Source organism: Enterobacter sp. BNK-14, from assembly GCF_047456095.1.
Lineage (GTDB): Bacteria > Pseudomonadota > Gammaproteobacteria > Enterobacterales > Enterobacteriaceae > Enterobacter > Enterobacter kobei.
The window spans coordinates 3,080,272-3,103,153 of sequence record NZ_CP179897.1; the positions used below are offsets into that span (position 1 = coordinate 3,080,272).

A 22,882-nucleotide genomic window follows, 5' to 3' on the forward strand; every position below is an offset into this window, starting at 1 on the left:
CAGAACATGTAGGCCCGGTAAGCGTTAGCGCCACCGGGCGTTTTTTTATCGACGACGCAACAGCCTGAGCGCGTTCGCCGTCACCAGCACCGTTGCCCCCGTATCCGCCAGCACTGCCAGCCACAGCCCGGTCATGCCGAGCAGCGTCGTCACCAGGAAAATCCCCTTCAGTCCGAGCGCAATCCCGATGTTCTGGCGGATATTGGCTCGCGTCGCCCGCGCCAGGCCGATCATCTCTGCCAGCCCGGTCAGACGGTTATGCGTCAGCGCCGCGTCTGCCGTCTCCAGCGCCACGTCGGTGCCGCTTCCCATCGCAATGCCTATGGTGGATGCTTTCATCGCGGGTGCATCGTTAATGCCGTCTCCGACCATCGCGAGCGGGGCGTGGCTGTTCAGTTCGGTTACCGCACTGACCTTATCGGCGGGCAGCAATCCAGCTTTAAATTCCAGTCCCAGTTCACCCGCAATGGCTGACGCCGCACGTGGGTTATCCCCGGTCAGGATCACGCCCTGCACGCCCAGCTGATGCAGCGCCGCTACGGCTTCCTTCGCGTCATCACGCAGGGTATCGCGCAGCGCCAGCATCCCTTTCGTCACGCCGTCCTGCATAACAACCACGACAGTTTGCCCGGCCTGCTCTAACGCCTGAACCTGTGCGGAAGGGGAGTGACCCGCCGCGACAATCAGGACCTTTTTACCGTCGACGTTGGCCTCAATCCCAGACCCGACCAGCGCGCGCTGGGCGGTGGCCGCCGGAATCGGTAATCCGCGAGCCTGCGCTTCCCGCACAATGGCTTGCGCCAGCGGGTGGGTGGAACCCTGTTCGACGGCGGCGGCTAAGGTAAGCAGTTCATCTTCAGCGATATCCTGCGGATAAATGCCGGTCACCTGGGGTTTGCCGACGGTTAACGTGCCGGTTTTGTCGAAGGCGATATGCTGAACCTGGCTCAGCTGCTCCAGCGCCGCGCCGCCTTTAATCAGCGCCCCGCGACGTGCCGCTGCCGCCAGACCGGAGGTGATCGCCGCTGGCGTGGAGATCACCAGCGCGCACGGGCAGCCAATCAGCAGCAGGGTCAGACCTTTATAAATCCAGCCCTCCCAGGGCGCGCCAAAGAACAGCGGTGGAACGAGCGTAACCAGCAGAGCAATCAGCATAATGGCGGGCGTGTAAATCCGGCTAAAGCGATCGATAAAACGCTCGACGGGGGCACGACGCTCTTCAGCTTCTTCAATCAGCTTCAGGATACGGTCGATGGCGCTGTCGCCGGGCCCGGAGAGCACCTCAAGCTGCACCAGGCGGTCAACGCTGGTGGCGCCTGCAGGCACTTTTTCTCCCGCGGCACGCTCAACCGGAATGGATTCCCCTGTCAGGGCGCTTTCATCAAAGCTTGCGGTGGCGCTAAGCAGTGCGCCATCGGCAGGCAAGCGCCCCCCTGCGGCGACTTCAATGACGTCGCCCGGGCGCAGCGTGCTGATGGCGACCGTTTCACGTTTGCCTTCGTTAACCCGCGTCGCGGTTTCCGGCTTCAGTGCCATTAACGCGCTCACCCCTTTACGCGCGCGGCTGGCGGCCCAGCCCTCAAGCCGTTCGCCGATCAGGAACAGCAGCAGAACCATCGCCGCTTCCGCCGTCGCGCCGATAAAAAGCGCGCCGATCGCCGCCACGCTCATCAGCGTTTCGATGGCGAACCAGCTGCCGCTTCTCATCAGACGTAATGCCTGGCGGGCAATCGGAAACAGTCCGACCAGCGTGGTGGCGATAAACGCCAGGTTGCCAAACGGATGGTTGATCCGTTCCAGACCCCAGCTCAGGGCCATCATGATGATGAGGGTAATGAGCGGCAGATTTTCTTTCAGGGAGGCGGTCTTTTCGACAGGGGCTGTTTCGCTGCGCAGGGTGTATCCCGCCTTGCTGACGGCGGCTTCAACCTGCTTACTGACATCCTTGTCGGCGCTGACTAACAGCTTTTCGGTCGCAAAAAGCACCTGAACGTGGCTGACGCCCGGCACCTGTTTGACCGCATTTTCCACTTTACGTGCGCAGGCTGCGCAGTCCATACCGTTGACGGCCCAGCTGTAGCGATTACCGCTTTCGGGCAGCGCGTCGGCTTGCGTTTCGCAGCTCCCCTCGCAGCAGCAGTCCTCTTTTGGCGGAACCGGGCTGAGCTTAAGTGCCGAAAATTGTGGGATTTTTTTAGGTGCTTCTGGAGTCGACATGGCAGTCTCCGGTAATGATAATTTTCTCATTAACCGCAGCATACACTCTGGAGTCGACTCCAGAGTCAAGCGTTATTTAGATATACAGCGAACGCACGATCAGGAAGTGCCCGGCAAAGTAGCAGGCGGAAGCAATCGCGTTGTCGGCGCGGAAGCGACGGCGATAGTGGCTGCCCAGCCAGACGATATTACCGAGTAAGAGCAGTGCTGCGCCGAAGAACGCAGACATCGCCTGAGACGTCGGGCGGAAGAACCAGAGCTCGCCAGCGAGCCACACCATCACCAGCGTCATGGCGATAAATGTACAGACCGGCAAACGCATCTCTTCCAGACGCGACCAGATCACCGCTATCAGCAGTGCGCCAATCACCAGCAGCACCAGCGGCAGCGGCCAGAAGAAGGAGAGCGTCATCTGGCTGGCGAAGTAGATGGTATACAGCAGATGCGACAGGAAAAACGCCCCAACGGCATACAGCAGACGCTGACGCGGGAGCAGGGTTAGGGCATCGCCAATCAGGGACGCGCACAGCCCGGCGAGAACCAGGTAGCTGATGGCGTTAAACATCGGCGCTTGCCAGGCAAGCAGCAGAAGGAGCAACAGCGTGACGGGTTTAAACAACCAGCGCTGCCAGGCTGGGCCACGGTAGGACGCATCAACATAAAGCCATGCGGAAAAACAGACAGCGATAAATGACCAAAGCATATTAACTCCCTGTAACTGTTAAGGCTGAATAATCAGTTTCTGATCCAGTGTAGTGACGCGGGCGGGCGTTTGGCAATGCCGGGGCAGGCGAGGTATCCTGAATTCCGCATAATCTGATGGGATGTTTCAATGAGCAAGATGCCGCTGTTTTTCATTATCGTGGTAGCGATTATCGTCATTGCCGCCTCGTTTCGCTTCGTGCAGCAGCGCCGGGAAAAGGCGGATAACGATGCCGCACCGCTGATGCAAAAGCGGGTGGTGGTGAGCAATAAGCGCGAGAAAGCCCTCAACGATCGACGCTCTCGCCAACAGCAGGTTACGCCTGCAGGCGCGACGATGCGCTATGAAGCCAGCTTTAAGCCGGAAACCGGCGGGCTGGAGATGACTTTCCGCCTGGAGGCGCAGCAGTACCACCAGTTGACGGTGGGTGAGAAAGGAATGCTGAGCTACAAAGGGTCACGTTTTGAAGGTTTTAGGGCGGAATAATGCGCGATCGGTCCCCTCTCCCGGTGGGAGAGGGTTAGGGTGAGGGCATCAGGCCGCACCCTACTTCTTCACCTGCGCCTTAAACTTCTTCATCCACACCAGCAACTCAAACACGCCGAAAATAAATACCCGCAGTTGCTGCCAGCCGGTCATCGGCGGGCCATCTTTTGGCAGGCCGTTTTTCAGCATTACCATCTGCAGGGCGTGCATGAACGAGGTGAAAATCAGCGCCACGTTAACGAAGATGTTCAACGGGCGCGGGAACGGGTGCACCAGATTCAAAATCAAAAATGCCCAGACGCCCAGCATCAGCAAACGTCCCAGGTTAATCAGTACCGGCATCAGAGCCTCCTTGTACCTGACGGTGATAAAGACGATAAGCGACCTGACCGGCAACCTTTTCGCGGTGCAGATCCCAGTGCGCGGGCACTGGCGGAAGACCGTTTTCCACTTCGCTTTCAACGTAAATTAATGCGTCATCCGCCAGCCAGCCGTTTTGTTCCAGCAGGGATAACGTCTCTTCGAGCAGCCCCTTGCGGAACGGCGGATCGACAAACACCACCTGATGCGGCGTGCCTTTCTGCGCGAGGAAGCTCAGGGTATTGGTGTTTACGACTTTGGCGTTACTCGCTTTGAGCGTCGCCAGATTTTGCTGCAGCGTCTGTGCCACGCCGCGCTCCATCTCCAGCAGCGTGGCGCTGGCGGCGTAGCGCGACAACGCTTCGAGCCCTAATGCACCGCTGCCGGCGAAGCAGTCCAGGCAGTGGGCATCTACCATTGACGGGGCGAGCCAGTTAAACAGCGTCTCGCGAACGCGGTCGGTTGTCGGGCGTAAACCGGGGCTGTCCGGCACCGGTAATTTCCGGCCTCGCCACTGACCGCCGATAATTCGAATTTGACCGGCCGGGGCGCGGGTGGGTTTCTTCATCTCTGGAAAGCTCTGTTAACCATTGCCCTGCGATTGCGGGCGGTGATGTCAATTAAGTAAAGTGTTAGACTATTTCATCATTTTTTTAGCTTCCCTGTATATAGCGCCGCGAGGAGTGTAGTCGCAGATGGCAAAACAAAAAAAACGTGGCTTCTTTTCCTGGTTGGGTTTCGGTGAAAAAGAGCAAGAAACAGAACAGAAAACCGAAGAACAACAGGTTGTAGAAGAGCAGTCACAGCCTGAAACGCCTGTAGAAACCGCTGCGGTTATCGAAGCGGAAGAACCTGTCCACAGCAAAGAAGAGATTGAATCGTTTGCTGAAGAGGTGGTTGAAGTCACTGAACAGGTTCAGGAGAGCGAGAAGCCAGAACTGGTTGTGCCCGAAGCCGTTACCGACGCACCGCAGGCTGTTATCGAACATGAAGAGCTGCCGCTGCCGGAAGAGGTTAAAGCCGAAGAGGTATCTGCAGAAGAGTGGCAGGCCGAAGCGGAAACCGTTGAAATTGTTGAGGCGGTGGAAGAAGAGGCGGCGCTTGAGCCAGAGCTGACCGACGACGAGCTGGAAGCCCAGGCGCTGGCGGCGGAAGCGGCTGAAGACGCGGTTATCGTCGTGCCGGTGGAAGAGCAGGAGCAGGCTGAAGAAGAGATCGTTCAGGAGCAGGAAAAACCGACCAAAGAAGGTTTCTTTGCCCGTCTGAAGCGCAGCCTGTTAAAAACCAAAGAAAATCTGGGTTCCGGATTTATCAGTCTGTTCCGCGGCAAGAAGATCGACGACGATCTCTTTGAAGAGCTGGAAGAGCAACTGCTGATCGCTGACGTGGGGGTGGAAACCACCCGTAAGATCATCGCCAGCCTGACCGAAGGGGCAAGCCGCAAACAGCTGCGCGATGCCGAGGCACTGTACGGCCTGCTGAAAGACGAGATGGGTGAAATTCTCGCAAAAGTTGATGAACCGCTTAATATTGAAGGCAAAACGCCATTTGTTATTCTGATGGTGGGTGTTAACGGCGTGGGTAAAACCACGACTATCGGCAAGCTGGCGCGTCAGTTCGAGCAGCAGGGAAAATCGGTGATGCTGGCGGCGGGCGATACCTTCCGTGCGGCGGCGGTTGAGCAGCTGCAGGTGTGGGGCCAGCGGAACAACATTCCGGTGATTGCCCAGCATACCGGCGCGGATTCCGCGTCCGTGATTTTTGATGCCATTCAGGCGGCGAAGTCCCGTAACGTGGACGTGCTGATTGCTGACACCGCAGGGCGTTTGCAGAACAAATCGCACCTGATGGAAGAGTTGAAGAAAATCGTCCGCGTCATGAAGAAGCTGGACGAAGATGCACCGCATGAAATTATGCTGACTATCGACGCCAGCACCGGACAGAACGCCGTTAGCCAGGCGAAGCTGTTCAATGAAGCGGTAGGATTGACCGGGATCGCGCTGACCAAGCTGGACGGCACCGCGAAAGGCGGGGTGATCTTCTCCGTAGCCGACCAGTTCGGCATTCCTATCCGCTACATCGGTGTGGGCGAGCGTATTGAGGATTTGCGTCCGTTTAAAGCGGACGACTTTATTGAGGCACTATTTGCCCGAGAGGACTAACAATGATTCGCTTTGAACACGTCAGCAAGGCCTATCTCGGTGGGAGACAAGCGCTGCAGGGAGTCACATTCCACCTGCAGCCAGGCGAGATGGCATTCCTGACCGGCCATTCCGGCGCGGGGAAAAGTACTCTGCTCAAGCTTATCTGTGGGATCGAACGGCCAAGCGCCGGGAAAATCTGGTTCAGCGGCCATGATATTAGCCGTCTTAAGAACCGTGAAGTGCCGTTCCTGCGTCGTCAGATCGGCATGATTTTCCAGGATCACCATCTGCTGATGGATCGCACCGTTTTCGATAACGTCGCTATCCCGCTGATTATTGCCGGTGCCAGCTATGATGATATCCGTCGTCGCGTCTCTGCGGCGCTGGATAAGGTTGGGCTGCTGGACAAAGCGAAGAACTTCCCGATCCAGCTCTCCGGCGGTGAACAGCAGCGTGTGGGCATCGCCCGTGCGGTGGTGAACAAGCCGGCCGTACTGCTGGCGGATGAACCCACAGGTAACCTGGATGATGCGCTCTCCGAAGGGATTTTGCGTCTGTTTGAGGAATTCAACCGCGTTGGGGTCACAGTATTGATGGCGACGCACGATATCGGGCTGATTTCCCGTCGTTCGTACCGCATGCTGACTCTGAGCGATGGACATTTGCACGGAGGCCATGGTGAACAAGCGTGATGCAATGAACCAGATTCGGCAGTTCGGGAACCGGTTTGACCGTTTCCGTAAGCCGCAGGGTGGCGGTGATGGCAATCGTAACGCACCTAAGCGCCAGAAAGCGGCGCCAAAGCCGGCTTCGCGCAAAACCAACGTGTTTAACGAGCAGGTGCGCTACGCTTTCCACGGCGCGTTGCAGGATCTGAAAAGCAAACCGCTGGCAACGTTCCTGACGGTGATGGTCATCGCCATCTCCCTGACGCTGCCAAGCGTCTGCTACATGGTTTATAAGAACGTGAACCAGGCGGCGTCCCAGTATTATCCGTCGCCGCAGATCACCGTTTATCTGGATAAAGCGCTCGACGATAACGCGGCGGCGCAGGTGGTCGGGCAAATCCAGGCCGAGCAGGGCGTGGAGAAGGTCAACTATCTTTCCCGTGAAGAAGCGCTGGGCGAGTTTCGCAACTGGTCCGGTTTTGGCGGTGCGCTGGATATGCTCGAAGAGAACCCGTTACCTGCGGTAGCGGTGGTGATCCCGAAGCTCGATTTCCAGGGGACCGATTCGCTAAATACGTTACGCGATCGCATCACCCGGATTAACGGAATTGATGAAGTGCGCATGGACGACAGCTGGTTTGCCCGTCTTGCCGCGCTGACCGGGCTGGTGGGACGTGTGTCGGCGATGATCGGCGTACTGATGGTGGCCGCGGTGTTCCTCGTCATTGGTAACAGCGTGCGCCTGAGCATTTTTGCTCGCCGCGATACCATTAACGTGCAGAAACTGATTGGCGCGACGGATGGCTTCATCCTTCGTCCGTTCCTCTATGGCGGCGCATTGCTCGGTTTTTCCGGGGCATTTCTTTCACTGATTTTGTCAGAAATTTTGGTGATGCGTTTGTCATCGGCCGTGACGGAAGTGGCGCAGGTTTTCGGAACTAAGTTTGATATCAGTGGCTTAGGCTTTGACGAGTGCCTGTTATTACTGCTGGTTTGCTCGATGATTGGTTGGGTGGCAGCCTGGCTGGCGACCGTTCAACATTTACGCCACTTTACTCCCGACTAATAAAAGCGTGATATAATCTTTCCCTGCACTGAGATGTTCGCTCTGCAGGGAAAGCGTCCCTGTTGTCTCTTCCCCTGTTATCATCTCCATGTCACATTTTGTGCGTAATTTATTCACTGTTGCACCTGGAACTTGTGGATAAAATCACTGTCTGATAAAAGAGTGAATGCTAATCTCGTTGCTCAAACGCTTTGGCATGGTTGTTGCCTGACGGGGACAACCTGGACCAGAAGAAACATTGAGAGGAATGAATGACCAAAGAAATGCAAACTTTAGCTTTAGCCCCTGTTGGTAACCTGGAATCTTACATCCGGGCTGCGAACACCTGGCCGATGTTAACGGCCGAGGAAGAAAAGGAGCTTGCTGAAAAGCTGCATTACCAGGGCGATCTGGAAGCAGCGAAAAAGCTGATCCTGTCTCACCTGCGCTTTGTTGTTCACATTGCTCGTAATTACGCGGGCTATGGCCTGCCGCAGGCGGACTTGATTCAGGAAGGTAACATCGGTCTGATGAAGGCTGTACGTCGCTTTAACCCGGAAGTGGGTGTGCGACTGGTCTCCTTCGCAGTACACTGGATCAAAGCAGAAATTCATGAATACGTGCTGCGCAACTGGCGTATCGTGAAAGTCGCCACGACAAAAGCGCAACGTAAACTGTTCTTCAACCTGCGTAAAACCAAGCAGCGTCTGGGCTGGTTCAATCAGGATGAAGTGGAAATGGTGGCGCGCGAGCTGGGTGTATCCAGCAAAGATGTGCGTGAGATGGAATCCCGTATGGCCGCGCAGGACATGACGTTTGATATGTCCTCCGACGACGACGGCTCTGACAGCCAGCCAATGGCCCCGGTTCTGTATCTGCAGGATAAAACCTCCAACTTTGCTGACGGCATTGAAGAGGATAACTGGGAAGATCAGGCCGCGAATAAGCTCACCCATGCGATGGAAGGCCTCGACGAACGTAGTCAGGATATTATCCGTGCCCGCTGGCTGGACGAAGACAACAAGTCCACGCTGCAGGAACTGGCCGACCGCTACGGCGTCTCCGCTGAACGTGTGCGTCAGCTTGAAAAGAATGCCATGAAAAAACTTCGCGCCGCTATCGAAGCGTAATTTCTGCGAAGTACACTGAGAACCCCTGGATGAGAGTCCGGGGGTTTTGTTTTTTTAGCGCCCGCTCTGGCGAATTCCTCCCCCCTGGCAAACACTTACTGATGCGCTAAGCAGGCGATTTTCTCAGGGGGACAGGGTGAAAAATAACGAACTGAACGACCGGCGTTTGCAGGCGACGCCGCGCGGTATCGGCGTCATGTGTAATTTCTATGCCGATAAAGCCGAAAACGCCACGGTGTGGGACGTAGAAGGCAACGAGTATATCGACTTCGCCGCCGGCATTGCGGTGCTGAATACCGGCCATCGCCATCCCAAAGTCATTTCCGCTATTGAAAAACAACTCCACGCCTTTACCCATACGGCGTACCAGATTGTGCCATATGAAGGCTATGTGGCGCTGGCCGAGCGTATCAACCAGCGCGTGCCCATTGATGGCCCGGCCAAAACGGCCTTTTTCTCGACGGGCGCAGAAGCGGTTGAAAACGCGGTTAAAATAGCCCGCGCCTATACCCGACGTCCTGGCCTCATCACTTTCGGCGGCGCGTTCCACGGCCGTACTTTTATGACCATGGCGCTGACTGGCAAAGTTGCGCCGTACAAACTGGGCTTTGGTCCGTTCCCTGGCTCGGTGTATCACGCGCAGTATCCGAACGATCTGCACGGCGTTAGCACGAATGAGGCGTTAAAAAGCCTGGAGCGCATCTTTAAAGCGGATATCGCACCGGATCAGGTCGCGGCCATTATTCTCGAACCGGTTCAGGGGGAAGGCGGTTTCAATATTGCACCTGCCGATTTTATGCAGGCGCTGCGTGCCCTCTGTGATACCCACGGTATTTTGCTGATTGCCGACGAGGTACAAAGTGGTTTCGCCCGTACAGGCAAACTGTTCTCGATGGAACACCACTGCGTGAAGCCGGATCTGATCACCATGGCGAAAAGCCTCGCGGGTGGGATGCCGCTCTCTGCGGTATCGGGCCGTGCCGACGTGATGGACGCACCTGCGCCGGGCGGGCTGGGCGGTACTTACGCGGGGAACCCGCTGGCGATTGCCGCTGCGCATGCGGTGCTGGACGTGATTGATGAGGAGGATCTCTGTACACGTTCTGCGCATCTTGGTCATCACCTGGTAGAGGTGCTGAACAAAGCGAAGGAACACTGTCCGTATATCGCCGACATTCGCGCGCAAGGATCGATGGTGGCGGTAGAGTTTAATGACCCGCAAACGGGCCAGCCTTCGCCGGAATTCACCCGCAAGGTACAGGAACGCGCGCTGCAGGAAGGTCTGCTTCTGCTGAGCTGCGGCGTTTACGGCAACGTTATTCGTTTCCTTTATCCGCTGACAATCCCCGAAGTGCAGTTCCGTCAAGCGCTGGACATTATCTCCGCCTCGCTGACACGTTAAAGCCGCGCGCCCGGTGAAATCTTTGCCGGGCTTATCATATATTCATTTCAAATTAGCTATTCCAAAATCATAAAAATGGGGTATGTTTTAGCAGAGTATGCTGAAAAAGCGCGAACAGCACACCAATAACTGAAATAAAGCGCTGCACAACAACATCACAACAATCGTAATAACCATAATAATGGGGAATCTCAGGATGAACATGAAGGGTAAAGCGTTACTGGCAGGATGTATTGCGTTGGCATTCAGCACCATGGCACAGGCAGACATTAAGGTGGCAGTGGTTGGCGCAATGTCCGGTCCGGTAGCACAGTACGGCGACCAGGAATTTACGGGCGCTGAACAGGCGGTTGCAGACATTAATGCTAAGGGCGGTATTAAAGGCGAAAAACTGCAGATCGTAAAATATGATGATGCCTGTGACCCGAAACAAGCGGTAGCGGTTGCGAACAAAGTGGTAAACGACGGGATCAAATACGTTATCGGTCACCTGTGCTCTTCCTCAACTCAGCCTGCGTCTGACATCTACGAAGACGAAGGGATTCTGATGATCACCCCGGCGGCGACCGCACCGGAGCTGACCGCGCGCGGCTACAAACTGACCCTGCGCACCACGGGCCTGGACTCTGACCAGGGTCCAACGGCGGCGAAATACATTCTGGATAAAGTGAAGCCGAAGCGTATCGCGATTGTTCATGACAAACAGCAGTACGGTGAAGGTCTGGCGCGTGCGGTGCAGGATGGTCTGAAGAAAGGCAACGCCAATGTGGTCTTCTTCGATGGGATCACTGCCGGTGAGAAAGACTTCTCCACGCTGGTGGCGCGCCTGAAAAAAGAGAATATCGATTTCGTTTACTACGGCGGTTACCACCCGGAGATGGGCCAGATCCTGCGCCAGGCGCGTGCTGCCGGTCTGAAAACCCAGTTTATGGGACCTGAAGGCGTAGCGAACGTTTCCCTGTCTAACATCGCGGGTGAATCTGCGGAAGGCCTGCTGGTGACCAAGCCGAAGAACTACGACCAGGTCCCTGCGAACAAACCTATCGTAGATGCCATCAAGGCGAAGAAACAGGATCCAAGCGGCGCGTTCGTCTGGACCACCTACGCTGCGCTTCAGTCTCTGCAGGCGGGTCTGAACCAGTCAGCCGATCCGGCCGAGATTGCGACCTGGCTGAAAGCGAACACCGTCGAAACCGTGATGGGACCGCTGTCCTGGGATGAGAAGGGTGACCTGAAAGGCTTTGAGTTCGGCGTGTTTGACTGGCATGCCAACGGTACGGCGACCGACGCAAAATAAAAGCAAAAAGGCAACGTAAGTTGCCTTTTTTAGTGTTTTCTCCCTCTCCCGGTGGGAGAGGGCCGGGGTGAGGGCATCAGGCCGCACCGCACGCATCAGGCCGCACAATTCATCCCTGGCGCTTCTCCCACCCGCTCTCCTGCGCCGTAAACCCTAACGCCTGCATAAACGCCGCCATCACGCCGCGGTCTTCTACGCCTACGTCAGCCATCCACCATGAGGTCACGTTCGGGTTTTCGCGGATCACTTCTTCAATTAAATACTGCCCCACGCCGCGACGCCGGGTGACGTCACGTACACGCAGTGAGTCCAGCGCCCCTTCTGTACCGCTCAGGGTCACGCGAACCGCAGCCAGCAGGCGTTCGTTGAAACGCGCGGCATAAATGCGGTGAGTCTCGTCGACGCGTAGCGACGAAGGGGAATATTCCGGCCAGATCTTGCCCAGGTCGATATGATCCTGGTCGCTAAAGGTCACCAGACGCACGATAGTCAGTTTCATTAGCTACATGTCCAAATCAAATTGAGTAGGGGCAGTGTACTCAATTTATTCACTCAGCGGCTTCCTCTTTTTATTCTCATTAACCAGGTGATTAGTTTTTTGGTAACGCGCTGGGCAGTTTGAAAACACATGGATCGAAAAATAAGCAGAATTTTAACCTGAATGGTAGTGATTTATTCGGCGCTTTGTACCGTTATTTTATGCTGCAAACTGCACTTTTATTTGTTTATCTCTGCATGATTTCAGAATATTATCTTTGCTTAATCGCATGAAAAATAGAGATTTTAGTCTGGTTTTTGGCAAAAAACTGCGCTAAACCATTAAAGGCACTGGTAAAAATAGCGTTGTGCATTAAAAGTACAGAATGCTTTTTAACCATAATAAAACAAAATATAAACACGACATCACGAATGGGGATTCTGAGATGAAAAGGAACGCGAAAACATTTATCGCGGGAATGGTTGCACTGGCGATCTCGCATGCAGCCATGGCGGAAGAGATCAAAGTTGCGGTCGTGGGCGCAATGTCCGGCCCTGTTGCCCAGTGGGGTGATATGGAGTTCAACGGCGCGCGCCAGGCCATCAAAGACATCAACGCCAAAGGCGGCATCAAAGGCGACAAGCTGGTGGGCGTGGAATATGACGACGCCTGCGATCCGAAACAGGCCGTCGCGGTCGCCAACAAAATCGTCAACGATGGCATCCAGTATGTGATTGGCCACCTGTGCTCATCGTCCACCCAGCCTGCGTCTGATATCTACGAAGACGAAGGTATTCTGATGATCACCCCCGGTGCCACTAACCCTGAACTGACCCAGCGCGGCTATCAGCACATTATGCGTACCGCCGGTCTCGATTCTTCCCAGGGACCCACCGCCGCCAAATTTATCCTCGAAACCGTAAAGCCAAAGCGCATTGCCATCATTCATGACAAGCAGCAGTACGGCGAAGGCCTGGCGCGTTCCGTTCAGGACGGCCTGAAAAAAGGTGGCGCGAACATCGTCTTCTTTGACGGCATCACTGCCGGTGAGAAAGACTTCTCCGCGCTGATTGCTCGTCTGCAAAAAGAGAACATCGACTTCGTTTACTACGGCGGCTACTACCCTGAAATGGGGCAGATGCTGCGTCAGGCACGCGCCACCGGTCTGAAAACCCAGTTTATGGGACCAGAGGGCGTGGGTAATGCCTCCCTGTCGAACATCGCGGGCGATTCTGCCGAAGGCATGCTGGTTACGATGCCAAAACGCTATGACCAGGATCCGGCGAACAAGGCTATCGTTGATGCGCTTAAGGCGCAGAAAAAGGACCCGAGTGGTCCGTATGTCTGGATCACCTACGCGGCCGTACAGTCTCTGGCGACGGCTCTGGAGCGTACCGGCAGCAAAGAGCCGTTGGATCTGGTGAAAGATTTAAAAGCACACGGGGCGAACACCGTGATTGGGCCGCTGAACTGGGATGAGAAAGGCGATCTGAAGGGATTTGAGTTTGGTGTCTTTAAGTGGCACGCCGACGGGTCTTCCTCGGCCGCCAAATAATTATCCCGCCGCCCGGACCGCCGGGCGGGAATAAAAAGGTTTGCATATGTCCGAGCAGTTTCTCTATTTCCTGCAGCAGATGTTTAACGGCGTCACGCTGGGAAGCACCTACGCGCTGATTGCCATCGGCTATACGATGGTTTACGGCATTATCGGCATGATCAACTTCGCCCACGGCGAGGTGTACATGATCGGTAGCTACATCTCCTTTATGATCATCGCCGCCCTGATGATGATGGGCATCGACAGCAGCTGGCTGCTGGTTGCCGCCGGGTTTGTCGGCGCCATTGTGATCGCCAGCGCCTATGGCTGGAGCATCGAGCGCGTGGCCTATCGGCCGGTGCGCAGCTCCAAGCGTCTGATTGCGCTCATCTCCGCCATCGGTATGTCGATCTTCCTGCAAAACTACGTCAGCCTGACCGAAGGGTCGCGCGACGTGGCGCTGCCAAGCCTGTTTAACGGCCAGTGGATCGTGGGGGCCAGCGAAAACTTCTCTGCCTCTATCACCACCATGCAGCTCGTCATCTGGGTCGTGACCTTTATTGCGATGCTCGCCCTGACGCTGTTCATCCGTTATTCCCGCATGGGGCGCGCCTGCCGTGCCTGCGCGGAAGACCTGAAGATGGCGAGCCTGCTTGGTATCAACACCGACCGCGTGATTGCCCTGACCTTCGTGATCGGCGCCGCGATGGCGGCAGTGGCGGGCGTGCTGCTCGGCCAGTTCTACGGCGTGATCAACCCGTACATCGGCTTTATGGCCGGAATGAAAGCCTTCACCGCGGCAGTACTTGGCGGTATCGGCAGTATTCCTGGCGCGATGATCGGTGGCCTGATCCTGGGCGTGGCGGAAGCGCTCTCCTCGGCGTACCTGAGCACCGAATATAAAGACGTGGTGTCGTTTGCCCTGCTGATTCTGGTTCTGCTGGTCATGCCTACCGGTATTCTGGGCCGTCCGGAGGTAGAGAAAGTATGAAACCGATGCATTTTGCAATGGCGCTGCTCTCTGCCGCCATGTTCTTCGTGCTGGCGGGCGTCTTTATGGGCGTCCAGCTGGAGCTGAGCGGCACCAAACTGGTGGTGGATACCGCACCTGACATCCGCTGGCAGTGGGTGTTTATTGGCACGGCGGTGGTGTTCCTGTTCCAGCTGCTGCGTCCGCTGTTCCAGAAAACGCTGAAAGGTGTCTCCGGGCCGAAATTTGTTCTTCCGGCTATCGACGGTTCCACCGTGAAGCAAAAGCTGTTCCTTGTGGCGCTGCTGGTGGCGGCCGTGGCGTGGCCATTCGTGGTTTCGCGCGGTACGGTGGATATCGCTACCCTGACCATGATTTACGTGATTTTGGGTCTCGGTCTGAACGTGGTGGTGGGGCTCTCTGGCCTGCTGGTGCTGGGCTACGGTGGTTTTTACGCCATCGGTGCCTACACCTTCGCGCTGCTGAACCATTATTACGGCCTCGGCTTCTGGACCTGTCTGCCGCTGGCGGGTCTGGTTTCTGCCGCTGCGGGCTTCCTGCTGGGCTTCCCGGTGCTGCGCCTGCGTGGTGACTACCTGGCGATTGTGACCTTAGGCTTTGGCGAAATCGTCCGTATCCTGCTGCTGAATAACACCGAAATCACCGGTGGTCCGAACGGCATCAGCCAGATCCCGAAACCGACCTTCTTCGGGCTGGAGTTCAGCCGTACCGCCCGCGAAGGCGGCTGGGATACCTTCAGCAACTTCTTTGGCGTGAAGTATGACCCGTCCGACCGCGTGATTTGGCTCTACCTGGTTGCGCTGCTGCTGGTGGTGGTGACCCTTTTCGTGATTAACCGTCTGCTGCGCATGCCGCTGGGCCGCGCGTGGGAAGCGCTGCGTGAAGATGAGATCGCCTGCCGCTCCCTGGGCCTGAACCCGACCCGCATCAAGCTGACCGCGTTTACCATCAGCGCCGCGTTTGCCGGTTTCGCCGGGACGCTGTTTGCCGCGCGTCAGGGCTTCGTCAGCCCGGAATCGTTCACGTTTGCCGAATCGGCCTTTGTGCTGGCGATTGTGGTGCTCGGCGGGATGGGCTCGCAGTTTGCCGTCATTCTCGCGGCCATCCTGCTGGTGGTCTCGCGCGAGCTGATGCGTGACTTTAACGAATACAGCATGCTGATGCTGGGTGGTTTGATGGTGCTGATGATGATCTGGCGTCCGCAGGGCCTGCTGCCGATGACCCGTCCACAGCTGAAGCTGAAGAACGGGAAAGCGAAAGGAGAGCAGGCATGAGTCAGCCATTATTATCCGTTAACGGTCTGATGATGCGTTTTGGCGGCCTGCTGGCGGTCAACAACGTGAATCTGGATCTGCATAAGAAAGAGATCGTCTCCCTGATTGGCCCCAACGGCGCGGGAAAAACCACGGTGTTTAACTGTCTGACCGGTTTCTACAAGCCGACGGGCGGCACCATCATGCTGCGCGATAAGCACCTGGAAGGGCTGCCGGGCCAGCAAATTGCCCGCATGGGCGTGGTGCGTACCTTCCAGCACGTGCGCCTGTTCCGCGAGATGACGGTGATTGAGAACCTGCTGGTGGCACAGCATCAGCAGCTCAAAACCGGGCTGTTCTCCGGTCTGTTGAAGACTCCGGCCTTCCGCCGCGCCCAGGAGGAGGCCCTCGACCGCGCCGCCACCTGGCTCGACCGCATCGGCTTGCTGCAGCACGCCAACCGTCAGGCAAGCAACCTGGCCTACGGCGATCAGCGTCGTCTGGAGATTGTGCGCTGCATGGTGACGCAGCCGGAGATCCTGATGCTCGACGAACCGGCGGCGGGCCTCAACCCGAAAGAGACCAAAGAGCTGGACGAGCTGATTGCCGAGCTACGCGATCACCACGACACCACCATCCTGCTGATTGAGCACGACATGAAGCTGGTGATGGGTATTTCGGACCGTATTTACGTGGTCAACCAGGGCACGCCGCTGGCAAACGGCACGCCGGAAGAGATCCGCAACAATCCGGACGTGATCCGCGCGTACCTTGGTGAGGCATAAGATGGAAAAAGCGATGTTAACGTTCGACAAGGTCAATGCGCACTACGGCAAGATCCAGGCGCTGCACGACGTCAGCCTGCACATCAATCAGGGTGAAATCGTTACCCTGATTGGCGCCAACGGCGCGGGCAAAACCACGCTGCTCGGTACCCTGTGCGGCGACCCGCGGGCTACCAGCGGGCGGATTGTGTTTGATGGCAAAGACATTACCGACTGGCAGACTGCAAAAATCATGCGTGAAGCGGTGGCGATTGTTCCGGAAGGGCGTCGCGTCTTCTCGCGCATGACGGTGGAAGAGAACCTGGCGATGGGCGGCTTCTTCGCTCACCGCGATGAATACCAGACCCGCATCAAGTGGGTATACGAACTCTTCCCGCGCCTGTGGGAGCGCCGTATTCAGCGAGCGGGCACCATGTCCGGCGGTGAGCAGCAGATGCTGGCGATTGGCCGCGCGCTGATGAGCCAGCCACGCCTGCTGCTGCTGGACGAACCGTCGCTCGGTCTGGCGCCGATCATTATCCAGCAGATCTTCGACACCATCGAGCAGCTGCGTAAAGAGGGGATGACCATCTTCCTCGTCGAGCAGAACGCCAACCAGGCGCTGAAGCTCGCCGACCGTGGCTACGTGCTGGAAAACGGCCGCGTGGTGCTTGAAGATACCGGCGATGCGCTGCTGGCGAACGAAGCGGTACGGAGCGCGTACCTCGGAGGCTAAGCCGTCTGTGTTGCCCGGTGGCGCTTACGCTTACCGGGCCTACGGGATCGACCAGGCCGGGTAAGGCGAAGCCGCCACCCGGCTTTTTTTAACCCAACACCCTTCACACAACCATCATCCCCCTGACGCTTTGCTGTCACTTATCTGTAAACAAACAGTTATTTTTCTGTCATTCGAGCATGTCATGTTACCTCGCGAGCATAAAACGCGTGATATCGCGCATCCGGCACAATAAGAGAGATGACAATGACATCGTTACGACACACAGCTTTGGGTCTGGCACTGGGTCTGGCTTTTGCGACGAACGCAATGGCTGTCACCACCATTCCATTCTGGCATTCCATGGAAGGGGAGTTGGGTAAAGAAGTTGACTCCCTGGCGCAGCGTTTCAACGACACCCACCCGGATTACAAAATTGTGCCGGTGTACAAAGGCAACTACGAGCAGAGCCTGAGCGCGGGCATCGCCGCCTTCCGTACCGGTAACGCCCCTGTACTGTTACAGGTTTATGAAGTGGGTACCGCGACCATGATGGCCTCCAAAGCCATCAAGCCGGTCTATGAAGTCTTCAAAGAGGCGGGCATCAACTTCGACGAGTCGCAGTTCGTGCCAACCGTGGCGGGCTACTACACCGATTCCAAAACCGGTCACCTGCTGTCTCAGCCGTTTAACAGCTCCACGCCGGTCCTGTACTACAACAAAGATGCCTTCAGGAAAGCCGGTTTAGATCCGGAGCAGCCGCCAAAAACCTGGCAAGACCTGGCGGAATACACCGCTAAGCTGAAAGCGGCGGGCATGAAGTGCGGCTACGCCAGCGGCTGGCAGGGATGGATCCAGATTGAAAACTTCAGCGCCTGGCACGGCCTGCCGGTTGCCACCAAAAACAACGGCTTCGACGGCACCGACGCGGTACTGGAGTTCAACAAGCCGGAGCAGGTGAAGCACATTGCGCTGCTGGAAGCGCTCAACAAAAAGGGCGATTTCAGCTACTTCGGCCGTAAAGACGAATCCACTGAAAAGTTCTACAACGGTGACTGCGCTATTACCACCGCGTCTTCCGGTTCGCTGGCAGATATCCGTCACTACGCCAAATTCAACTACGGCGTGGGCATGATGCCGTACGACGCTGACGTGAAGGGCGCGCCGCAGAACGCCATCATCGGCGGGGCCAGCCTGTGGGTGATGCAGGGCAAAGACAAGGGCACCTACAAAGGCGTGGCCGAGTTCCTCGACTTCCTGGCGAAGCCAGAGATTGCCGCTGAGTGGCACCAGAAAACCGGCTACCTGCCGATCACCAAAGCCGCCTATGACCTGACCCGCGAGCAGGGCTTCTACAGCAAAAACCCGGGCGCGGATATCGCGACGCGACAGATGCTGAACAAGCCGCCGTTGCCGTTCACCAAAGGTCTGCGTCTGGGCAACATGCCGCAGATCCGCACCATCGTGGATGAAGAGCTGGAAAGCGTGTGGACCGGGAAGAAAACGCCTCAACAGGCGCTGGATTCAGCGGTAGAACGCGGGAATCAGCTGCTGCGCCGTTTTGAGCAGTCGACCAAATCGTAATTAAAACCTGCCCCTCACCCTAACCCTCTCCCCATAGGGGAGAGGGGACTGCACGGAGCCGTCTTTTCTCCCTCGTCCCTTTGGGGAGAGGGTCGGGGTGAGGGGTGAATACCTACAGAGCTAACCTATGTCATCATCCCGTCCGGTGTTCCGCTCCCGCTGGCTGCCCTATCTTCTGGTCGCGCCGCAGCTGGTCATCACCGTTATCTTCTTTATCTGGCCTGCGGGCGAAGCGCTGTGGTACTCGGTACAAAGCGTCGACCCGTTCGGGCTGTCCAGCCAGTTTGTTGGCCTGGACAACTTCACCGCGCTGTTCCACGACAGCTACTATCTGGACTCCTTCTGGACGACGATGAAATTCAGCGCGCTGGTCACCGTCAGCGGTCTGGTCGCTTCGCTGTTCTTTGCCGCGCTGGTGGACTACGTGGTGCGCGGCAGCCGCCTGTATCAGACCCTGATGCTGCTGCCTTACGCCGTCGCGCCCGCCGTTGCGGCTGTGCTGTGGATCTTCCTGTTTAACCCGGGGCGCGGGCTGATTACCCATTTCCTGGCCGAATTGGGTTACGACTGGAACCACGCCCAGAACAGCGGTCAGGCGATGTTCCTGGTGGTGTTCGCCTCGGTGTGGAAGCAGATCAGCTATAACTTCCTGTTCTTCTTTGCCGCACTGCAGTCCATCCCGCGTTCGCTGGTGGAAGCGGCGGCGATTGACGGCGCAGGGCCGGTTCGCCGCTTCTTCAGATTATCGCTGCCGCTGATCGCCCCGGTGAGCTTCTTCCTGCTGGTGGTTAACCTTGTGTACGCCTTCTTCGACACTTTCCCGGTGATCGACGCGGCGACCGCGGGCGGCCCGGTGCAGGCGACCACGACGCTTATCTATAAGATCTACCGTGAAGGCTTTGCGGGGCTTGATCTCTCTGCCTCCGCCGCGCAGTCGGTGGTGCTGATGTTCCTCGTCATCATCCTCACGGTGGTGCAGTTCCGCTATGTTGAAAGTAAGGTGCGCTACCAATGATTGAGAACCGTCGCGGGCTGACGATTTTCAGCCATACCATGCTGATTTTAGGGATCATCGTCATCCTGTTTCCGCTGTACGTGGCGTTTGTCGCCGCCACGCTGGACACCAACGCGGTGTTCGACACGCCGATGACGCTGATCCCAGGTTCGCATTTGTTTGAGAACATGAAGACCATCTGGACCCAGGGCGTGGGCGCGAACAGCGCGCCGTTCTGGCTGATGATGCTCAACAGCTTCATCATGGCGTTCGGCATCACCGTCGGCAAAATCACGGTGTCGATGCTCTCCGCCTTCGCCATCGTCTGGTTCCGTTTTCCTCTGCGCAACCTCTTCTTCTGGATGATCTTTATCACCCTGATGCTGCCGGTGGAAGTGCGTATCTTCCCGACGGTGGAAGTGATTGCCAACCTGAAGATGCTCGACAGCTATGCGGGCTTAACCCTGCCGCTGATGGCCTCGGCGACCGCCACCTTCCTGTTCCGCCAGTTCTTTATGACCCTGCCGGACGAGCTGATTGAAGCCGCGCGTATCGACGGCGCGTCACCGATGCGCTTCTTCCGCGATATCGTGCTGCCGCTGTCGAAAACCAACCTTGCGGCGCTGTTTGTGATCACCTTTATCTACGGCTGGAACCAGTACCTGTGGCCGCTGCTGATTATCCAGGACGTCAGCCTCGGCACCGCCGTCGCGGGTATCAAAGGCATGATTGCCACCGGCGAAGGCACCACCCTCTGGAACCAGGTGATGGCGGCGATGCTGCTCACCCTTATCCCACCCGTAGTCATTGTTTTAGCCATGCAGCGCGCGTTTGTCCGCGGCCTGGTCGATAGCGAGAAATAAGATGGCAGGTTTAAAACTTCAGGCAGTAACCAAAAGCTGGGACGGCAAAACCCAGGTCATTCAGCCGCTGACGCTCGACGTAGCGGACGGGGAATTTATCGTGATGGTTGGCCCGTCCGGCTGCGGCAAATCCACCCTGCTGCGCATGGTGGCGGGGCTGGAGCGCGTGACCTCGGGCGATATCTGGATTGACCGCCAGCGCGTCACCGAGATGGAACCGAAGGATCGCGGTATTGCGATGGTGTTTCAGAACTACGCCCTCTATCCGCACATGAGCGTGGAAGAGAATATGGCGTGGGGGCTGAAAATCCGCGGCATGGGCAAAGGCCATATCGACGAGCGCGTCAAAGAAGCGGCACGCATTCTGGAACTGGACGGCCTGCTCAAGCGCCGCCCGCGCGAGCTCTCCGGTGGTCAGCGCCAGCGCGTGGCGATGGGGCGCGCCATCGTGCGCGACCCGGCGGTATTCCTGTTCGATGAACCGCTCTCCAACCTGGATGCCAAGCTGCGCGTGCAGATGCGTCTTGAGCTGCAACAGCTCCATCGCCGTCTGAAAACCACCTCCCTGTACGTGACCCACGATCAGGTCGAAGCTATGACCCTTGCCCAGCGCGTGATGGTGATGAACAAAGGCATCGCCGAGCAGATTGGTACGCCGGTGGATGTTTACGAGAAACCGGCCACCCGCTTTGTGGCGAGCTTTATCGGCAGCCCGGCAATGAATTTGCTGGAAGGGCGTATCAGCAATGCAGGCACGCACTTTGAGCTGGAAAGCGGGATGGCATTACCGATCAACTGGTACTATCGTGGCTACGCCGGGCGTAAGATGACGCTCGGGATCCGCCCCGAGCATATCGGTTTAACCTCTCAGGCGGACGGCGGCGTGCCGCTGGTGATGGACACGCTGGAGATGTTGGGGGCAGATAACCTGGCGCACGGGCGCTGGGGCGAGCAAAAAATGGTGGTGCGTCTGGCACATCAGGAGCGCCCGAAAGCAGGCAGCACGTTGTGGCTGCACCTGCCGGAAAATCATCTGCACCTCTTTGATGGTGAAACAGGACAACGAGTATGAGCAACTGGCCTTATCCCCACATCGTCGCCCACCGTGGCGGCGGTAAACTGGCGCCGGAAAATACCCTGGGGGCGATTGATGTTGGCGCGCGCTACGGTCACACGATGATCGAGTTTGACGCCAAGCTGTCGAAGGACGGCGAGATTTTCCTGCTGCATGACGACAACCTCGAACGCACCAGCAACGGCTGGGGCGTAGCGGGTGAACTGCCGTGGCGCGATCTGCTGAAAGTGGATGCCGGAAGCTGGTACAGCGGTGAATTCAAAGGCGAACCGCTGCCGCTGCTGGCGGAGGTGGCGGACCGCTGTCGTCAGCACGGCATGATGGCAAACATTGAAATCAAACCGACCACCGGCACCGGGACGCTGACGGGTAAAGTCATTGCGCTGGCCGCGCGTGAGCTATGGGAAGGGATGACGGCGCCGCTGCTCTCCTCGTTTGAAATTGACGCCCTGGAAGCGGCCCAGGCTGCCGTGCCTGAACTCCCGCGTGGGCTGCTGCTGGACGAGTGGCGTGAGGACTGGCGCGAGCTGACGACCCGCTTAGGCTGTGTCTCTATCCATCTCAATCACAGGCTGCTGGACGAGGCGCGGGTGAAGATGCTCAAAGACGCGGGTCTGCATATTCTGGTTTATACCGTGAATAAACCCCGGCGTGCAGCCGAACTGCTGCGCTGGGGCGTGGACAGCATCTGTACCGATGCCATAGACCTGATCGGCCCGAATTTTAGTTCTGCGGGTTAAGCATACTGCCATTCGACTGCGACGGCAGCATATGCTGCTGTCCGCTGCCTGACGACGTCATCCCACCTAACATCCCACCGTTTTTATTCGGCAGCGGCTGCTCACGCACCTGTCCCTGCTGTACGCGCTGGGTGTTGGCGTTCATCTGATTTTGCAGGCTCTGCTGCTGCATCTGGGTCTGTGTTTTCAACTGCTGGTTCAGCATCCCTTTTTGCTGCTGCTGCTGGCTCATCATCTCCGTCTGCATACGCTGCTGGCTCGGGATGACATAACCCTGCTGGTTCGGGTTGTTCATGGTGTTAAGTGGCTGTGCGAGCGCGGCAAATGGGATCAGCGCCGCAAGAATCAGTAAGCGTTTCATTGTCATTTCCTCCTGTTGAGGTCTCTCTTAAGTTTACCCTGATTTCACCATGACGATGATTTTTTAGGAGTTGTG

At 57.2% G+C, this 22,882-nt stretch carries 23 protein-coding genes; 17 read left to right on the forward strand and 6 right to left on the reverse strand.

Going from position 1 to position 22,882, the window contains the following annotated elements; all coding sequences use genetic code 11:
* Positions 1-45: 45 nt before the first annotated feature.
* Both zntA and ACMGGM_RS14665 read right to left on the reverse strand, forming a co-directional pair.
* Positions 46-2,217, reverse strand: coding sequence for a Zn(II)/Cd(II)/Pb(II) translocating P-type ATPase ZntA (gene zntA, locus ACMGGM_RS14660; protein WP_045135380.1), 2,172 nt, complete (start codon positions 2,215-2,217; stop codon positions 46-48).
* A 76-nt stretch (positions 2,218-2,293) separates the two neighbouring features.
* Positions 2,294-2,920: a lysoplasmalogenase gene (locus ACMGGM_RS14665; protein WP_014882108.1), complete on the reverse strand. Its 627-nt coding sequence runs from the start codon at positions 2,918-2,920 to the stop codon at positions 2,294-2,296.
* A 129-nt stretch (positions 2,921-3,049) separates the two neighbouring features.
* Between ACMGGM_RS14665 and ACMGGM_RS14670 the strand changes: the two genes are divergently transcribed.
* Positions 3,050-3,406 carry a DUF2500 domain-containing protein gene (locus ACMGGM_RS14670; protein WP_014882109.1) on the forward strand — a complete coding sequence of 119 codons (357 nt, stop codon included), beginning with the start codon at positions 3,050-3,052 and terminating at the stop codon, positions 3,404-3,406.
* A 60-nt stretch (positions 3,407-3,466) separates the two neighbouring features.
* Here the strand turns inward: ACMGGM_RS14670 and ACMGGM_RS14675 are convergent, their stop codons facing one another.
* Together ACMGGM_RS14675 and rsmD are read right to left on the reverse strand one after the other, a co-directional pair.
* The gene (locus ACMGGM_RS14675; protein ID WP_014882110.1) at positions 3,467-3,748 is read right to left on the reverse strand and encodes a DUF1145 family protein; all 282 of its coding nucleotides are present in this window, start codon (positions 3,746-3,748) and stop codon (positions 3,467-3,469) included.
* Positions 3,732-4,334: a 16S rRNA (guanine(966)-N(2))-methyltransferase gene (gene rsmD / locus ACMGGM_RS14680; protein ID WP_045135381.1), complete on the reverse strand. Its 603-nt coding sequence runs from the start codon at positions 4,332-4,334 to the stop codon at positions 3,732-3,734. Before rsmD ends, ACMGGM_RS14675 begins: the two co-directional genes overlap by 17 nt.
* 127 nt (positions 4,335-4,461) lie before the next feature.
* Here rsmD and ftsY point away from each other — a divergent pair, with 127 nt between their 5' ends.
* The 6 genes from ftsY (at position 4,462) to livJ (ending at position 11,452) form a co-directional block, all read left to right on the forward strand.
* Positions 4,462-5,928: a signal recognition particle-docking protein FtsY gene (gene ftsY, locus ACMGGM_RS14685; protein ID WP_045281837.1), complete on the forward strand. Its 1,467-nt coding sequence runs from the start codon at positions 4,462-4,464 to the stop codon at positions 5,926-5,928.
* Between the two features lie 2 nt (positions 5,929-5,930).
* Complete coding sequence (gene ftsE / locus ACMGGM_RS14690; RefSeq protein WP_014882113.1) at positions 5,931-6,602, forward strand: cell division ATP-binding protein FtsE; 672 nt, start codon at positions 5,931-5,933, stop codon at positions 6,600-6,602.
* Entirely contained in the window at positions 6,589-7,644 is a 1,056-nt protein-coding gene (gene ftsX / locus ACMGGM_RS14695; RefSeq protein ID WP_014882114.1) for a permease-like cell division protein FtsX, read from the forward strand. The genes ftsE and ftsX overlap by 14 nt, the downstream gene beginning before the upstream one ends.
* Positions 7,645-7,895: 251 nt before the next feature.
* The gene (gene rpoH / locus ACMGGM_RS14700) at positions 7,896-8,753 is read left to right on the forward strand and encodes an RNA polymerase sigma factor RpoH (protein WP_014882115.1); all 858 of its coding nucleotides are present in this window, start codon (positions 7,896-7,898) and stop codon (positions 8,751-8,753) included.
* A gap of 136 nt (positions 8,754-8,889) precedes the next feature.
* Positions 8,890-10,155: a 4-aminobutyrate--2-oxoglutarate transaminase gene (locus tag ACMGGM_RS14705; RefSeq protein ID WP_045135384.1), complete on the forward strand. Its 1,266-nt coding sequence runs from the start codon at positions 8,890-8,892 to the stop codon at positions 10,153-10,155.
* Positions 10,156-10,351: 196 nt separating this feature from the next.
* Entirely contained in the window at positions 10,352-11,452 is a 1,101-nt protein-coding gene (livJ, locus tag ACMGGM_RS14710) for a branched chain amino acid ABC transporter substrate-binding protein LivJ (RefSeq protein WP_014882117.1), read from the forward strand.
* A gap of 109 nt (positions 11,453-11,561) precedes the next feature.
* On the opposite strand, the gene panM is transcribed toward livJ, so the two are convergent.
* Positions 11,562-11,951 carry an aspartate 1-decarboxylase autocleavage activator PanM gene (gene panM, locus ACMGGM_RS14715; RefSeq protein ID WP_045135385.1) on the reverse strand — a complete coding sequence of 130 codons (390 nt, stop codon included), beginning with the start codon at positions 11,949-11,951 and terminating at the stop codon, positions 11,562-11,564.
* A 424-nt stretch (positions 11,952-12,375) separates the two neighbouring features.
* Here panM and livK point away from each other — a divergent pair, with 424 nt between their 5' ends.
* The 10 genes from livK to ugpQ all read left to right on the forward strand — a co-directional run bounded on the left by livK (position 12,376) and on the right by ugpQ (position 22,446).
* Positions 12,376-13,485 carry a high-affinity branched-chain amino acid ABC transporter substrate-binding protein LivK gene (livK, locus tag ACMGGM_RS14720; protein ID WP_014882120.1) on the forward strand — a complete coding sequence of 370 codons (1,110 nt, stop codon included), beginning with the start codon at positions 12,376-12,378 and terminating at the stop codon, positions 13,483-13,485.
* A gap of 46 nt (positions 13,486-13,531) precedes the next feature.
* Positions 13,532-14,458: a high-affinity branched-chain amino acid ABC transporter permease LivH gene (gene livH / locus ACMGGM_RS14725; RefSeq protein WP_014882121.1), complete on the forward strand. Its 927-nt coding sequence runs from the start codon at positions 13,532-13,534 to the stop codon at positions 14,456-14,458.
* Positions 14,455-15,732, forward strand: coding sequence for a branched chain amino acid ABC transporter permease LivM (livM, locus tag ACMGGM_RS14730; RefSeq protein WP_014882122.1), 1,278 nt, complete (start codon positions 14,455-14,457; stop codon positions 15,730-15,732). The genes livH and livM overlap by 4 nt, the downstream gene beginning before the upstream one ends.
* Positions 15,729-16,496, forward strand: a complete 768-nt coding sequence (livG, locus tag ACMGGM_RS14735; RefSeq protein ID WP_014882123.1) for a high-affinity branched-chain amino acid ABC transporter ATP-binding protein LivG — start codon at positions 15,729-15,731, stop codon at positions 16,494-16,496. Before livM ends, livG begins: the two co-directional genes overlap by 4 nt.
* A 1-nt stretch (position 16,497) precedes the next feature.
* Positions 16,498-17,211, forward strand: coding sequence for a high-affinity branched-chain amino acid ABC transporter ATP-binding protein LivF (livF, locus tag ACMGGM_RS14740; RefSeq protein ID WP_006812273.1), 714 nt, complete (start codon positions 16,498-16,500; stop codon positions 17,209-17,211).
* 246 nt (positions 17,212-17,457) lie between these two features.
* A complete protein-coding gene (ugpB, locus tag ACMGGM_RS14745; RefSeq protein ID WP_063944091.1) occupies positions 17,458-18,774 on the forward strand; it encodes a sn-glycerol-3-phosphate ABC transporter substrate-binding protein UgpB in 1,317 nt (438 codons plus the stop codon).
* Positions 18,775-18,901: 127 nt separating this feature from the next.
* Complete coding sequence (ugpA, locus tag ACMGGM_RS14750) at positions 18,902-19,789, forward strand: sn-glycerol-3-phosphate ABC transporter permease UgpA (protein WP_023331792.1); 888 nt, start codon at positions 18,902-18,904, stop codon at positions 19,787-19,789.
* Positions 19,786-20,631 (forward strand): sn-glycerol-3-phosphate ABC transporter permease UgpE, encoded by an 846-nt coding sequence (ugpE, locus tag ACMGGM_RS14755; RefSeq protein ID WP_063944089.1) that lies wholly within the window; start codon positions 19,786-19,788, stop codon positions 20,629-20,631. The genes ugpA and ugpE overlap by 4 nt, the downstream gene beginning before the upstream one ends.
* A gap of 1 nt (position 20,632) precedes the next feature.
* Positions 20,633-21,703 (forward strand): sn-glycerol-3-phosphate import ATP-binding protein UgpC, encoded by a 1,071-nt coding sequence (locus ACMGGM_RS14760; protein WP_014882127.1) that lies wholly within the window; start codon positions 20,633-20,635, stop codon positions 21,701-21,703.
* Entirely contained in the window at positions 21,700-22,446 is a 747-nt protein-coding gene (gene ugpQ, locus ACMGGM_RS14765) for a glycerophosphodiester phosphodiesterase (protein ID WP_063944087.1), read from the forward strand. The genes ACMGGM_RS14760 and ugpQ overlap by 4 nt, the downstream gene beginning before the upstream one ends.
* On the opposite strand, the gene ACMGGM_RS14770 is transcribed toward ugpQ, so the two are convergent.
* Positions 22,430-22,807, reverse strand: a complete 378-nt coding sequence (locus ACMGGM_RS14770; RefSeq protein ID WP_023331795.1) for a DUF2756 family protein — start codon at positions 22,805-22,807, stop codon at positions 22,430-22,432. The genes ugpQ and ACMGGM_RS14770 overlap by 17 nt on opposite strands.
* Positions 22,808-22,882: the final 75 nt, after the last annotated feature.

Bases quoted from the DNA above. Each gene is read 5' to 3' on its own strand.
- zntA (WP_045135380.1), bottom strand. From the start codon at position 2,217: ATGTCGACTCCAGAAGCACCTAAAAAAATCCCACAATTTTCGGCACTT.
- ACMGGM_RS14665 (WP_014882108.1), bottom strand. From the start codon at position 2,920: ATGCTTTGGTCATTTATCGCTGTCTGTTTTTCCGCATGGCTTTATGTT.
- ACMGGM_RS14670 (WP_014882109.1), top strand. From the start codon at position 3,050: ATGAGCAAGATGCCGCTGTTTTTCATTATCGTGGTAGCGATTATCGTC.
- ACMGGM_RS14675 (WP_014882110.1), bottom strand. From the start codon at position 3,748: ATGCCGGTACTGATTAACCTGGGACGTTTGCTGATGCTGGGCGTCTGG.
- rsmD (WP_045135381.1), bottom strand. From the start codon at position 4,334: ATGAAGAAACCCACCCGCGCCCCGGCCGGTCAAATTCGAATTATCGGC.
- ftsY (WP_045281837.1), top strand. From the start codon at position 4,462: ATGGCAAAACAAAAAAAACGTGGCTTCTTTTCCTGGTTGGGTTTCGGT.
- ftsE (WP_014882113.1), top strand. From the start codon at position 5,931: ATGATTCGCTTTGAACACGTCAGCAAGGCCTATCTCGGTGGGAGACAA.
- rpoH (WP_014882115.1), top strand. From the start codon at position 7,896: ATGACCAAAGAAATGCAAACTTTAGCTTTAGCCCCTGTTGGTAACCTG.
- livJ (WP_014882117.1), top strand. From the start codon at position 10,352: ATGAACATGAAGGGTAAAGCGTTACTGGCAGGATGTATTGCGTTGGCA.
- panM (WP_045135385.1), bottom strand. From the start codon at position 11,951: ATGAAACTGACTATCGTGCGTCTGGTGACCTTTAGCGACCAGGATCAT.
- livK (WP_014882120.1), top strand. From the start codon at position 12,376: ATGAAAAGGAACGCGAAAACATTTATCGCGGGAATGGTTGCACTGGCG.
- livH (WP_014882121.1), top strand. From the start codon at position 13,532: ATGTCCGAGCAGTTTCTCTATTTCCTGCAGCAGATGTTTAACGGCGTC.
- livM (WP_014882122.1), top strand. From the start codon at position 14,455: ATGAAACCGATGCATTTTGCAATGGCGCTGCTCTCTGCCGCCATGTTC.
- livG (WP_014882123.1), top strand. From the start codon at position 15,729: ATGAGTCAGCCATTATTATCCGTTAACGGTCTGATGATGCGTTTTGGC.
- livF (WP_006812273.1), top strand. From the start codon at position 16,498: ATGGAAAAAGCGATGTTAACGTTCGACAAGGTCAATGCGCACTACGGC.
- ugpB (WP_063944091.1), top strand. From the start codon at position 17,458: ATGACATCGTTACGACACACAGCTTTGGGTCTGGCACTGGGTCTGGCT.
- ugpA (WP_023331792.1), top strand. From the start codon at position 18,902: ATGTCATCATCCCGTCCGGTGTTCCGCTCCCGCTGGCTGCCCTATCTT.
- ugpE (WP_063944089.1), top strand. From the start codon at position 19,786: ATGATTGAGAACCGTCGCGGGCTGACGATTTTCAGCCATACCATGCTG.
- ACMGGM_RS14760 (WP_014882127.1), top strand. From the start codon at position 20,633: ATGGCAGGTTTAAAACTTCAGGCAGTAACCAAAAGCTGGGACGGCAAA.
- ugpQ (WP_063944087.1), top strand. From the start codon at position 21,700: ATGAGCAACTGGCCTTATCCCCACATCGTCGCCCACCGTGGCGGCGGT.
- ACMGGM_RS14770 (WP_023331795.1), bottom strand. From the start codon at position 22,807: ATGAAACGCTTACTGATTCTTGCGGCGCTGATCCCATTTGCCGCGCTC.